Genomic DNA, 13,631 nt, shown 5'->3' with positions numbered 1-13,631 from the left:
CGCGCGTATCCGGCGGACCGGAAACGTTCAGCCTGTTTCCGCGCCGCCGCCGTCCGCGGCCAGCCAGCCCGCGCCGTTGCGGTCCAGCTCGCGCACCGCCTGTTCGCCTATGCACAGCCCCAGTTTGCGGTAACTCTCGAACTGGGATTCGTCGAACCACTGATTGAGCGTGGACTGGTGCGGGAAGGCCGGGTGCTCGGCACGGTATTGCAGCACGTCCACCGGCTCCATGCCCTGCAGGCAGGGCTTCAGATAAAGCAGATGGCCGCTGGCGCCGGAGGCGTAGCGGATGTAGCCGACGGCGAAAGCGGCCCGGCTGAGGCCGGTGGCCGGGTCCCGGCGGATGGCGTCCACGTCGATGTGGATTTCCGCGCCCAGGTCGATCCGGCATTTGCGGATAGCGTTGCCCAGATCCTCGAAAGTCATCTGCTCGTCCTGGCCGGCGTCGCTGATCACGATCAGCCGGCATTCCCGCCGCAGCAATTCATACAAGCCCAGGTTTTCGAAGTGGCCGCCGTCGCTGAGGTAGACGAAGTCCAAACGTGCATTGGTCTGCCCCAGCAACTCCTTGAGCAGATAGACCCAGCCCTGCGGCGGGGACATCGCCTGCAGCGCGGCGCCGGGCTTGCCCGGATTGGGGCACCAGCGCCCCAGCCGCACATTGAACACCGTCAGCAGAAAAGTCACCGCCGGCGAGCTGTGATAGCCCTGGTTGGGGCTGACCGCGGCGCCGGACACCGCCATCAGCGAGCCCAGCATCGGCCCCTGCTCGGCGCCGGTGGCGTCGTCGTGCATATAGTCGCGGGTGGGCACGAAGGCGTCGATGGCCTCCGGCGCGCCGTCGGGAAACTTGTAACCGCAGTAGCGCGGGGTGAAGGTGAAGGAGGCGGCTTTGCGCTGCTGCCAGGCCAGGTCGTCGCCGGCCACCAGGTTGAGGGTGGTGTTGATCAGCGGGTAAGGCCGCTGCGGCGGACCGGAGGGCGCGCCGGCCAGTTCGGCCAGCGGCAGGTCGTCGCCGGCGTTGAAGCCGGTGAAGCGGTTGACCGTGTCCGCCCGTTGCGGCGCGCTGGCGCCCAGATAGCCGCGCGTCAGCCGGTTGCGGTAGAAGTTGTGCAGCGAGAACAGATTGATGTCGAAGCGGGAGGAGGCGAACACGGCCAGTCCGACGAAGGCCAGGATCAGCGCCGCGTACAGCCCGCCGCCCATGCCTAGCCGCTCCGAGGCTGCGAAATGCAGGGTGGTCCAGTCGCCGAGGCCGCAGCTTTGAAAGCCGCACAGCTGCTGGCGCAGTTGCCAGCCGTCGGCGCGGATTTCCAGCGCGGCCAGCAGCCAGCTGAGGCCGGCGCTGAGCAGGATCAGCAGGCCGGCGACGAAGACGTAGGGCCCGATGCGGGCGACCAGGTCGCGCCAGCCGGCGGGCTGTCCGCCGCCGGTCTTGGCGGACTGCCCCTGCCAGACCGCCGCCAGCGTGGTCAGCAGCCAGGCCGGCAGCGTCAGCGCGCGAAGCCAGTCCGCGGCCACCGCCAGCAGCGGCAGCGACAGCGCCACCACGAGGAACAGCAGCACCAGCGCCAGGTCCAGCGCCAGCAGCAGGCCGCCCAGCCGGGACCACCATTCGCGCTGCAGGTCCGAGAAGCTGCGCTTGACCAGGCCGATGTGCAGCGCGGCGCTGAGGGCGAACACCGGCGGCAGCACGGCGAAGGCGCCGGCCACCACGTACCAGGCCTGGGCCAGCGGCGCGCGGATGCCCAGGCCGTAGTCCAGCGCCTGCAGCAAGAGCCACAGCTTGCCGCCGCCGGCCAGGCCGGCCAGCAGCGCCCACAGCACGCTGCGCAGATAGCCGTTGCCGCGCAGCTGGCTGAAGCCGCGCGCCAGCAAGGCCCAGTAGCCGGCGTAAGCCAGGCTGGAGACCAGGGCCACCCGCCACAGCGGCAGTTGGTGCCAGAAGTCGGCGCGGTTTTCCAGTTGCTGGAGGGTGAACACCGCCATCGCGTAACAGAAGAGCAGCAAGAGCGCGATGCTGCAGGCCGGGGCAGTGGGCGAGGCGGCGGTTTTGCCGTCGCGGGTGGTGGCGCGCGCCAGCAGCGCGGACAGCGCGGCGGAGGCGGCGGCCACGGCCAGCGCGGCGGTGCCCGCATAGGGCCAGTCGGCTAGATTGCGCGCCAGGCCCACCAGGAAATGAGGGCCCAGCAGCAGCGCCAGCAGCAGGCTTTGCAGCACGATCTGGTTGAGGATGAAGTTGCGCCAGTAGGTGATGACGGCGGACAGGGTGTCCAGGCTGAATAGCCCGGTCTTGGGGGTCAGGTAGTTGCTGTAGTCGCGCAGGAACTGGATGGCCGGCTGGCGGCCCTGATGGTCGCGCAGCGTCTGTTCCATGCCGGCGTTGCCGGCGCGGCGCTTGAGCGCGGAAAGCCAGCCGCCCAGATAGCCGCCGCCGGAGACGGTGGACAGGTAGTCGAATTCGCGCAGCCAGCGGCTGCTGGCCAACGCTTGCAGCACGCCCAGGTTGAAGGTGGCGCTGCGGATGCCGCCGCCGGAGAAGGTGAGGCCGGCTTGCGGCGCGTCGTCGCCGCCCGGCCGCTCCACGCCTTCCTTCGCGCGCGCGGCGGCCAGGCCGGCGCGTTCGTCGGCGTGGACTTGGGAGAAGGGCTGGGTGGGGGTGTTCATCGGCTTCTTTCCACAGGCTTAATGTTTGAGGTATGGAAGTTGCATCCTCCGCGCGAGCGAGGGTTTGGGTGTTGTTTTCCACGCGGATGTGGATATTTCGAGGCAAGCAAGAGGAAATCACGTATCCGATGCGCCCTAGGTCCCTTCAAGCCTGCCGTTGGGTGGCAGACCCGAGGTCTTAAGCGGCTGCTTTGTCTGAGCGATTTGACGTTAGCAAATCGCGAGTTCAGCCGCGCCTCGGGTCTGACGGGCCCCGACGGGAAGCCGCAGGCCAGGCTTGCAGGGCGGCCTTTGGGGTGAAGGGGAATTTGGCCGAGCAAATTCCCCTTCCTGCCCGCCGGGCAGCCCCGGCAATGAAACCCATCATCCGCGTAGCGGATACAAGACCCATACGCCAAGCGGCCCCTCAACGCCTGGCATCCTCCAGAATCGCCTCCGCCGCCTTCTCCGCGATCATGTACACCGCGGAGACGATGAAGAAGCCGGGGATGCGCGGAAACACCGAGGCGTCCACCACGCGCAGGCCGCTGACGCCATGAACCCGGAAGCGGCTGTCCAGCACGCCGCCGGCTTCGCGCGCGCCGATCGCGCAGCTGCAGGAGGCATGGTGGCCCCAGGCGTTGTCGCGGACGAACTGACGCAGTTCGTCGTCGCTTTGCAGCGCCTCGCCGGGCAGTTCTTCTTCCGCGATCAGGTTCTGCTTTTTCAGGTCCGCTGTCAGGGTGCGCACGAACTTGATGCCTTCCACCACCGAGTCCAGGTCCTGATCGCCGCCGGCGCTGCCTTCCTCGAAGTAATGGAAGTTGATGTCCGGCGGGTCGCGCGGGTCGGCGGAACGCAGCGTCACCGTGCCGGCGCGGTTATTGGTGTGCGCCTTGAGAATGGCCCAGGTCAGGTAGTTCAGGTGTTCCGGAAACAGCCGCGAGTAGCCGGGGAAATAACCCTTGAACAGGCCCAGCAGCGCGAAGCAGAACAGGTCGGGCAGCGGGCGCTCTTGCGCCGAGCGGCGGATCACCGCCAGCACCGCGCCGTTGGTGGTGTAAACGCCCTTGCGTCCTTCCGCCCACTGCTTGTACTGCGGGTCGCCGGGCGCGAACTCCGCGCCTTTCAGCACTTCCCAATGCTTGAAGTTCATCCGGTTGACCACGCCCACTTCGTAGCGGTCCTGCAGGTTCTGGCCGACGCCGGGCAGGTCCACCCGCGGCGCGATGCCGTGCTCCTGCAAATGGGCTGCCGGGCCGATACCGGACAGCATCAGTAGTTGCGGGCTGTTGAAGGCGCCGCCGGCCAGGATCACTTCGCGGCTGCAGCGCGCCTCGCGGCGTTCGCCGGGGGCGTTGCTGACCCGGCCGCTGGCGCGGTAGAGGCCGGCGCCTTTCAGGTATTCCACGCCCACCGCGCGCAGGTTCTCGTCGAACAGCACCCGGGTGGCCAGCGCGTCCAGTTCCACGCGCAGCCGGTCCGGGTGGCGCGCCGCCGCGTCCAGCACCCGTTCGCGGCTGCCGTTGCGCTGATGGTTGCGGGTGGCCAGCGGCGGGTAGCAGACGCCGACGGCGTTGTCGCGCACCAGCCGCCAGTCGTTGGGGTCGGCCTGGCCTTGCAGCAGCCAGCGCCAGCTGCGGTGCGGCACGTCCACTTCGTCGAAGGCCTTGTCCACCGACACCAACAAGGTGTCCACCAGGCCGGCGTCGCCCAGCGCGGATTCCGGAATCGCCTTCTCGGTTTGCAGCCAGCCGCGCCAGCCGTGGCGGGTGGGGTTGACGCCGAGCAGGCCCAGCCAGCGGTACAGCGGGCGGTGGTGGCAGTTTTCCAGCCGTTCGAAATAGCCGCGCATGTGGTCCGCGCGCCAGCTGTCGTCGCCGGTGAGCTGGGCGATGCCGTCCCAGTCCGCGTTGTGCGGGTAGACGGTGATCATGGCGTTGTGGGCGGTGCAGCCGCCCAGCGCGCCGGCGCGCGGGTAGAGCACGCCGTCCACTTTTTGGCCGTTCCATTCCGCGCGGTATTTGGGGTCGCGCTTTTGCTGGGCGTCGTTGGCGTAGTGGCGGACGAAGTAGTCCAGCTTCATCGCCTCGTTTTCCGAGGCCAGCGCGTGGAACACCGGCACGTCGTAATCGTCGGGCAGCCGTTCGGCCTGGGGCTGCCAGGCGTCGCCGCCCTTGAGCGCGCGCGGGTCGCCGCCGGCCTCCAGCAGCAAGACCCGATGTCCGGCTTCGGCCAGCCGGGCCGCCAGGGTGCCGCCGCCGGCGCCGGAACCCACCACGATGTATTCGTATTCGTCCATGGCGCGCGCTTTAGAAGGTTTTCAGGAATTCGATCAGCGCGTATTTGTCGCTGTCGCTGAGGCCGGGCTCCTGGGTCTGGTAGCCGGTGCCGAAGTAATGGCCGCGGTTGACCACGAAGTCCGGGCAGGTGCTCAGTTCCAGCATCGGCTGCGCCAGGTTGGCGAACACCTTGCGCGCTTCTTCGTCGCTGGCGCCCGGCGGCAAGGCCTTGAGGTCGTGCTTGATCTTCAGCAGCAGTTCCAGCAGTTTCTTGTCGTGCTTGAGCCGTTCGCCCAGCGAGGGGTTGTCCAGTGTCACCTGCAGATTGGAGATCAGGTTGACCGGGGTGCCGGCCGGGATCGGCCCCAGCTCCACGCCGTCCTTGCCGAACAGCCAGGGCAGATAGCGTTGCAGCGGGCCTTGCAGTTCTTGCAGCGCGTCCGGCAGGTAGCCGGTGGGCACGCGCAGATAGCTGCGGGCGGTGGTGCGGTCGATCAGGCCGGGCACTTTGTCGCCCAGCACCTTGTCCTTCTCGCGTTTTTCAGGCCACAGCAGTTTCTGGATGGAGTCGTTGAAGGACTCCATGCGCGCGGCCACCGACGGGCTGGGGTTGAATTTGCCCAGGCTGTTGTTGAGCAGGAAGGGCGCGGTGGACCAGACGCTGATGAGCGAGGCCGGGCGGGTGAAGCCGCGGCCGCCGGCCGGCATCTTGTACTGCGAGGGCGCGCCGGTGAAGGGGTTGTGCACGGTGATCTCGCCGACCGAGGGCAGGTCCTTATAGGTTTTGGACGAGAAGTTGTCCCAGATATTGCCCTTGAGCGCGTTGGTGGCCAGCGGGCTGCATGCGTTGGTCTGCAGCAGGGTCACCGGCACCCGCAGCTCGGTGGACAGGTAGTTGTCTTTCAGGAAGTCGTCGGCCTGGACGATCTGGCGCATTTGTGATTTGAAGTCCTCGGTCTTGGTCCAGTCCCAGTATTTGTTGAAGCAGGCCAGGTAGCCCGGGCCGGCGCAGCCGGCGGTGGGGTCCAGCGGCGGCACCTTGGGCGGCAGCTTGCTGGAGTGGCAGCGCGCGCAGTTTTCCGCGAACACGGTTTTGCCGCGGCTGAGTTGGGCGGCGTCGCGGCTCAGGTATTGCTCGCCGCCGGGGGCGTCCTTCAGCTTATGCGGGTCCGTGCTTTTCAGGAAGAACAGCGCCATGTTCACTGTCTGCTGTTCGGTGGACTGCCAGTACACCGAGTTCTTGCGCGCGTCGGCGATCTGGATCGGGGTGATGGTCTTGCCGCCCACCAAGGGGTTGAAGTGGAGCAGCCATTCTTCGCTGAACAGGCCGATATTCAGATAGACGCGGTTCAACGCGCCCAGCGCGCCCACCGAGTCCGAGCCGTCCTTCAACACTCGCGGCGTCCACACGGTTTTGGGCGGCTGGAAGAACTGAGTCAACGGGCCGTCTTTGACGAAGTCGTTGAACTGTTTGTTGTTGAGTCCGCCGCCGGCCAGGGTTTCCTTGCCCCAGCGTTTGGCGATGTCCAGCCGCGGCCCCAAGCCGTACACCGCGTTCATGGTGCGCGGGTTGTTGATGGAGTCGGTGGAGATCAGCGAGGTGTCCAGCGCGCCGGGGCGCGAGGTGTGGAACAGCTGGAAGGGGAAGCTGCTGGGGTCCGCCTGCCAGGAGAAGATGCGGTCCACCCAGAAATACTGGGCGCCGACGTTGGAGCTGAGGTTTTCCCACTTCGGATGTTCCGGGTCCGCCGGCGGTTTCACCGGATTGGGGCCGACGTGGCAGAACGCACAGGACATGCCCACGCGGTAGGGGCGGATCAGGTCCTTGTCGTTGTAATACGCCGGGTCTTCGTAATAGCGCTTGGCGTCCCACTTCTTGGCCGCGGCTTCGTCGAAGGCGGGGTTGGGGAACAGGCGCAGGCCCACCACGCCGGTGGCGTAGCCGTAGAAGGAGCCGGCGGGCAGGTTCTTGCCGCGCGCCCCTATGGCCACGCCCGGGTATTTTTGTTCGTTCTCGAACGGGTCTTTAGGGCAATCGGCGCGGCGCTGGTCCAGCCACAGGCCGAAGCGTTTATCGTCCGGGCCGCCTGCCTTGTCGAAACAGGGTTCGTTGACCAGGCCCAGGTAGTTCCAGCGGTTGTCGCGGCTGAACTTGAGGCTGGGATGGGAGGACAGGGTCTTGAGCAAGTCCAGATTGCCGACGCTGACGGTGGACAGTTTGTCCCACAGCCTGTCGTTGCCCCCGGTCCACACCAGCCAGGTGTTGCGCCCCTTCACTTCGGCGGGGTTCAAGGCCACCGCGCCGTCCATGTCCTTGAAGTAGTCCTCGTCGGCGGCAGGGAAGGATTCCACCGTGCGCTGAGCCAGTTTGGCCTCGTCCTGCACGGTGCCGGGTTTGGGCTGATCGTCCCGGCAGCCGGCCAGGCTCAACAGCAATAGCAACGCCGCTCCCCGGCGCAAGGTGAGGTTCATCCTAGCCATCGCATTTTCTCCAGTGGGCATCGCGGCGTTTTTGGTTTTAGGAATTCATTTGGCATGTCAGGGCCTATCTCTGCCTATAGCACGGCGGCGGCAGCGCCGACGGCTGCGTAGCTTTGCTCAGCGTTCTTACTGATGGCGAAAAGCGACGGTCGTGGTCGATAGTTGAAAGTTGCCCGCGGCGGGGAAAAGGATAATCACGACGCTGATTAAAGCCGCGGGGGAGGCGTGAGCGTGCTCGTGGCGGCTTTTGTCGCGCGGGCGCCGCAGCGGCGGGCCTGTTCTTTATGTCTGGCGGGCGCTGGAGCGAAAACTCGGGTTCCCATCAGATTTGCATCAGGATTCGCCCGCGGCGCTGGGGGACACTTTCCCGGTCCAAGCACGAGCCCGGCAGGGCGTTTGACCGATGACCGATAACGATGTGTTGCTCCCGCTGGAGACTTTGGAGGCCGCCGCCAAGCGCTGCGCGCCGGCCCAGGACGTCTGGCTGCTGCCGCCGCGCCGGGAAGAGGCGCGGCTGGAACTGAGCTGGGAAGAGGGCGTGGAAACGCTGACCTTGGCGGCGGATTGGCAGGGCTTGCTGTTGCTGGACCGCGTGGAAGTGAGCGTGGTTGCCGGCGCGTTGCCGTTTCAGCCTGTCCGGCTGGAGGCGTTCAGCAAGCTGCTGGCCTTCGTCGACGAAGCCAAGGCCGACGAGGCGCGAGACGCGGACGCGCCTGCAAGCGAGGCGCGCTGCGCGCAATTGCCGCTGGTCGATCTGATGGCCTGGCAGGACCGCAAGCGCTGCGAGTACTGGTTCTTGCTGCAGGTGTTGACGCCGTCCCCGGCCTTCGCCGCCTTGCTGGCGCTGCTGCGCCGCAGCGAGAGCTATTGGCTGGTGCGCTTCCTGCTGGCCCAGTCCGTCTGCGGCGACAAGTTGCAGGCGCTGGGCGAGCGCTACGGCGTGTCTTACTCCCACTTCCGCCGCTTGTGCCGCCATGCGCTGGGCAACGCGGCCAAGACCGAGCTGCGAGACTGGCGCATGGCCCGTTCGCTGCTGGACGTGGCGGAGGGACGGGAAAACCTGACCCAGGTGGCGCTCAAGCACGGCTACGCCTCGTCGTCGCATTTTTCCAATGAAATCAAGGGACTGATCGGCGTTTCGCCTCGCGGTCTGTCCAACATCATTCAACTGGCCACCAAATGAATCGAAGCTTTTTATCCGCCGCGCTGCTGGCCGCGGCGCTGCTCGCGTCCGTGCCGGCCGCCGCCGCGCCGGAACCGGCGCGCGCCGCCGACTCCGCCGGTTACGTTGCCAAGAAGGAGGGCCTGCGTTCTTTCTTCGACGCGATTTCCTCGCGGCTGAAAAAGCCGGTGATCGTCAGCAAGCAGGCGGCGCGCAAGCAGATCAGCGGCGATTTCGACCTGGCCAACCCGCAGGCGCTGCTGGATAAGATGACCCAGCAGTTGGGCCTGATCTGGTATCACGATGGCCAGGCCATCTATGTCTACGACGCCAGTGAAACCCGCAATGCGGTGGTGTCGCTGCGCAATGTGTCGCTCTCCGCCTTCAACGACTTCCTGCGCAAGTCGGGCCTCTACGACAAACGCTATCCGCTACGCGGCGACAACCGTAGCGGAACCTTCTACGTATCCGGGCCGCCGGTCTTCGTGGACCTTGTGGTCAACGCCGCCGGCTTCATGGATAAGCAGAGCGACGGCATCGAACTAGGCCGGCAAAAGATTGGCGTGGTGCGGCTCAACAACACCTTCGTCAGCGACCGCAGCTATGAATTGCGCGACCAGAAAATCGTCATCCCCGGCATGGCCACGGTGATCGAAAAGCTGCTGCAGGGCGAAGACAAGCCCTTGCAGACCGCCGGCGTCAATCCGGCTCGGCCGCCGGCGCGGGGCAGCGACATCCCGGCGATGCCGGACTTTCCCGCCGGCGGAGAGACCAAGGCGCCGGCCTATCAGGCCGGCCTCAGCCTGCCGGACGCGCTGAAGCAGGACGCGGCGGCCGGCGACATCAAGGTGATCGCCTATCCGGACACCAACAGCCTGCTGATCAAGGGTACGGCCGAACAGGTGCGCTTCATCGAGAACCTGGCGCTGGCGCTGGACGTGGCCAAGCGCCACGTGGAGCTGTCGCTGTGGATCATAGACCTGGACAAGGGCGATCTGGATCAGTTGGGGGTCAACTGGAGCGGCAGCGCCACCGTGGGCAACAAACTGGGCGTGACGCTGAACCAGACCTCCTCCCTCAGCACCCTGGACGGCACCCGTTTCATCGCCTCCGTGATGGCGCTGTCGCAGAAGAACAAGGCCAATGTGGTGTCGCGCCCGGTGGTGCTGACCCAGGAAAACGTGCCGGCTATCTTCGACAACAGCCGCACCTTCTACGCCAAGCTGGTGGGCGAGCGCAATGCCAGCCTGCAACACGTGACCTACGGCACCCTGGTCAGCGTGTTGCCGCGCTTCTCCGCCGACGGCCAGATCGAAATGTCGCTGAACATCGAGGACGGCCGCGAGGCCAAGACGCCGGATTACGACAAGGACCCGCAGGACGCCCTGCCCGAGGTGGGACGCACCCGCATCAGCACCGTGGCGCGCGTGCCGCAGGGCAAGAGCCTGCTGATAGGCGGCTACACCCGCGACGCCAATATCGAACAGAACAACAAAGTGCCGTTCTTGGGCAGCCTGCCCTTGGTGGGCGGCCTGTTCCGCTACCGCAGCCAGAACCAGAGCAATACCGTGCGCGTGTTCCTGATTCAGCCGCGCGAGATCGACGACCCGCTGACGCCGGACGCCAGCGATCTGTCGGCGGAGGTGGCCAAGCAGGGCGGCATCGACAGCGACCCGTTGCAGCAATGGGTGCGCAATTATCTGGACCGCGAGCAGCGCGCCGACGGCGCGGCCAAGGGCGCTACGCGTGGACATTAGCGGCCGTCCGCCGCCGGTCTTCGGCGTCCGTTCGCCCAAGCACCAGGCCAAGCTGGACGCTCAGCGCGACGCCCAGCGTCAGGGCGAGGCCCGACAGGCGGACGCGCAGCAGGTGGAGGACGCCAGCCCGGCGGCCGAGGTGCAGCGCTTCGTCCAATCCACCGATGAAATGTCGGCGGCGCTGACCCAGTTCCGCAACCGCCGCGATTACGACAAGAAACTGGGCCATCTGGCCGACAGCTTCGAACGGGTGCTGGACGAGGAAGCCCAGCCCAAGGCGCAGCAGATCGTGAACGTGGCCAAGTCCCACGGGATCAGCGCCGAGGAGTTGCTGCGCCAGGCGCGTTCCTTGTTTCCGGACGACAGCGATCTGGTGCTGGTGCTGCGCGAACTGCTGCGCCGCCGTCAGTTGGACGAGGTGGTGCGCAAGCGCCTTCAGGCCCTGCTCAAGCAGGTGGAGGACCAGGCCGAGGCCAAGCCTTTGAAGGCCGGCATCAATTGCGCGCTGAAGGCGAGGCTGTTCGGCAAGGCGCTGTCGCTGAGCCCCGGCCTGCTGCGCGCCAGTTACCGCCAGTTTCTGGAGAGCGAGGCGGCGGAAGCGGAGATTTACGCCGATTGGGTGGGCAGCTACGGCTACCAGCGCAGAGCGGTGGTGTTGGACTTCATCGAAGGCGCGCTGCTGGCCGACATTGATTCACTGGACGCCAGTTGTTCGCGGCTGGAGTTCGGCAACCTGCTGGGCCGGCTGAGCCAGCTCAAGCTGCTGCGCTCCGCCGACGCGCTCTTCGTCGGCCGCATGTTGAGCAATCCGCAGGTGTGCGCCTTCAACCCCAGCGAGGCGGACTGGTTGTTGTTTCTGCTGTCGCTGCTGCAACAGCCGCAGCAACTGGACGGCTTGCTGGCGGAGACGGTGGGCGACACCGCCTTGCTCAGCCGCCACAGCGAGCATTCCACCTTGCTGCAGGCGCTGTACCAGGCCTGCAAGGCGCTGCCGCCGCAGTTGTTCGTCGACGAACGCTGGCTGGACGCCTTGCAGGAGGAATTCCGCCGTTTGGCCGCCATCGCTTACCGCCACGAGTTGGCCGAGCGCCGGCGCGAGGCCGAGGGCGGAGGCGCGGAGTAAACGAGAGCCGCCAGGCAAGGCGGGGGGACGCGTCCCGTCTTGCCTGGCTGTTTTTTCCGGCGGGCCGCGGCCCGTCGCCAATATCGAATCGCTTGGATGACTAACGGTGTTTAACTCCCTGCTCAACGGCGCGCGCTCGCGGCCGGAATTGCTGATCCTGCTGTTGATGGTGATGATCATCGCGATGCTGATCATCCCCTTGCCCACCTATTTGGTGGACTTCCTGATCGGCCTCAACATCGTGATCGCCGTGCTGGTGTTCATGGGCTCGTTCTACATCGACCGCATCCTCAGTTTTTCCACCTTTCCCTCGGTGCTGCTGATCACCACGCTGTTCCGGCTGGCGCTGTCCATCAGCACCAGCCGCCTGATCCTGATCGAGGCCGACGCGGGCGAGATCATCAACACCTTTGGCCAGTTCGTCATCGGCGACAGCCTGGCGGTGGGCTTCGTGGTGTTTTCCATCGTCACCGTGGTGCAGTTCATCGTGATCACCAAGGGTTCGGAACGGGTGGCCGAGGTGGCGGCGCGCTTCTCTCTGGACGGCATGCCCGGCAAACAGATGAGCATCGACGCCGACCTCAAGGCCGGCATCGTGGACGCCGACGGCGCGCGCGAACGCCGCAGCGTGCTGGAACGCGAAAGCCAGCTTTACGGCTCCTTCGACGGCGCGATGAAGTTCATCAAGGGCGACGCGATCGCCGGCATCATCATCATCTTCGTCAACTTCATCGGCGGCATCGCCGTGGGCATGACCCAGCACGGCATGGACCTGTCCACCGCGCTGTCCACCTACACCATGCTCACCATTGGCGACGGCCTGGTGGCGCAGATTCCCGCGCTGCTGATCGCCATCAGCGCCGGCTTCATCGTCACCCGCGTCAACGGCGACAGCGACAATATGGGCCGCAACATCATGAGCCAGTTGCTGGGCAACCCGTTCGTGCTGGTGGTGACTGCGGTGCTGGCGTTGGCGGTGGGCATGCTGCCCGGCTTCCCGCTGATTGTGTTCCTGATCCTGGCCGCGGCCTTGGGCGGCCTGTTCTATTACAAGCGCCGCATGGCACGCAAAGGCGCGCCGGGCGCGGCCCAGACCCCCGCTAACGTGGCCGCCGGCGCAACGCCGGCGGGCGGCAAGGACAGCACCCTGGGTCTGATCGGCAACCTGGACAAGGTGGCGGCGGAGACCGTGCCGCTGATCCTGCTGGTGCCCAAGGCGCGCCGCGCCGCGCTGGAACAGGCTCAGCTGGCCGAGCGGCTGCGCAGCCAGTTTTTCATCGACTACGGCGTACGGCTGCCGGATATGTTGCTGCGCGACGGCGAAGGCCTGCCGGACAACCGGGCGGCGGTGCTGATCAATGAAATCCGCGCCGACGAGTTCGAACTGCATTTCGATCTGGTGCGCGTGGTCAATTACTCGGACGAGGCCGCCGCGCTTGGGGTGCAGCCGGTGTTCAGCGCCCAGGGCGCCAGCCAGTGCGCCTGGGTGCGCCCGGCCGACGGCGACAAGCTGGCCAAGCTGGGCTACCAGCTGCGCCCGGCGCTGGACGAGCTCTACCACTGCCTGGCCGCGCTGCTGGCGCGTCACGTCAACGAATACTTCGGCGTCCAGGAAACCAAGCACATGCTGGACCAGCTGGAAGCCAAATATCCGGACCTGCTCAAGGAAGTGCTGCGCCACGCCACGGTGCAGCGCATCGCCGAAGTGCTGCAGCGGCTGCTGGCCGAACGCATCTCGGTGCGCAATATGAAGCTGATCATGGAGGCGCTGGCGCTGTGGGCGCCGCGCGAGAAGGACGTGATCAATCTGGTGGAGCACGTGCGCGGCGCGCTGGCGCGCTACATCTGCCACAAGTTCGCCAGCGGCGGCGAACTGCGCGCGGTGATGATGTCCGCCGAGGTGGAGGACATGGTGCGCAAGGGCATACGCCAGACCTCGGCCGGCGCCTTCCTCAACCTGGAGCCGGCGGCTTCGGACGAACTGATGGACTTGTTCGCGCTCGGCCTGGACGGCATGGGCATCGCGCACAAGGATCTGGTGCTGCTGGCCTCGGTGGACGTGCGGCGCTTTATCAAGAAACTGGTCGAAACCCGCTTCCGCGACTTGGAAGTGGTGTCCTTCGGCGAAATCGCCGACAGCGTGTCGGTGAACGTGATCAAAACCATTTAAAAAAGGATTC

The 13,631-nt window shown here is 66.2% G+C and carries 7 protein-coding genes; 4 read left to right on the top strand and 3 right to left on the bottom strand.

Annotated elements, in window-relative coordinates; all coding sequences use genetic code 11:
- Window positions 1–27: 27 nt before the first annotated feature.
- The 3 genes from GYH29_RS24570 to GYH29_RS21385 all read right to left on the bottom strand — a co-directional run bounded on the left by GYH29_RS24570 (window position 28) and on the right by GYH29_RS21385 (window position 7,409).
- A complete protein-coding gene (locus tag GYH29_RS24570; RefSeq protein ID WP_162533442.1) occupies window positions 28–2,667 on the bottom strand; it encodes a hypothetical protein in 2,640 nt (879 codons plus the stop codon).
- 406 nt (window positions 2,668–3,073) lie between these two features.
- Window positions 3,074–4,948, bottom strand: a complete 1,875-nt coding sequence (locus tag GYH29_RS21390) for a GMC family oxidoreductase (protein ID WP_161524365.1) — start codon at window positions 4,946–4,948, stop codon at window positions 3,074–3,076.
- A gap of 10 nt (window positions 4,949–4,958) precedes the next feature.
- Window positions 4,959–7,409, bottom strand: a complete 2,451-nt coding sequence (locus GYH29_RS21385; RefSeq protein ID WP_051002535.1) for a c-type cytochrome — start codon at window positions 7,407–7,409, stop codon at window positions 4,959–4,961.
- Window positions 7,410–7,812: 403 nt separating this feature from the next.
- Here GYH29_RS21385 and invF point away from each other — a divergent pair, with 403 nt between their 5' ends.
- The 4 genes from invF to GYH29_RS21365 all read left to right on the top strand — a co-directional run bounded on the left by invF (window position 7,813) and on the right by GYH29_RS21365 (window position 13,621).
- Window positions 7,813–8,592, top strand: a complete 780-nt coding sequence (gene invF, locus GYH29_RS21380; RefSeq protein WP_019100065.1) for an AraC family transcriptional regulator InvF — start codon at window positions 7,813–7,815, stop codon at window positions 8,590–8,592.
- The gene (sctC, locus tag GYH29_RS21375) at window positions 8,589–10,328 is read left to right on the top strand and encodes a type III secretion system outer membrane ring subunit SctC (RefSeq protein WP_161524364.1); all 1,740 of its coding nucleotides are present in this window, start codon (window positions 8,589–8,591) and stop codon (window positions 10,326–10,328) included. Before invF ends, sctC begins: the two co-directional genes overlap by 4 nt.
- Complete coding sequence (locus GYH29_RS21370; RefSeq protein ID WP_019103024.1) at window positions 10,318–11,451, top strand: YopN/LcrE/InvE/MxiC type III secretion system gatekeeper; 1,134 nt, start codon at window positions 10,318–10,320, stop codon at window positions 11,449–11,451. Before sctC ends, GYH29_RS21370 begins: the two co-directional genes overlap by 11 nt.
- A 106-nt stretch (window positions 11,452–11,557) precedes the next feature.
- Window positions 11,558–13,621: an EscV/YscV/HrcV family type III secretion system export apparatus protein gene (locus tag GYH29_RS21365; RefSeq protein ID WP_161524363.1), complete on the top strand. Its 2,064-nt coding sequence runs from the start codon at window positions 11,558–11,560 to the stop codon at window positions 13,619–13,621.
- Window positions 13,622–13,631 lie beyond the last annotated feature (10 nt).

The organism is Chromobacterium haemolyticum (assembly GCF_009936155.1).
Taxonomy (GTDB): domain Bacteria; phylum Pseudomonadota; class Gammaproteobacteria; order Burkholderiales; family Chromobacteriaceae; genus Chromobacterium; species Chromobacterium haemolyticum.
This window is presented reverse-complemented; position numbering and strand designations above follow the sequence as displayed.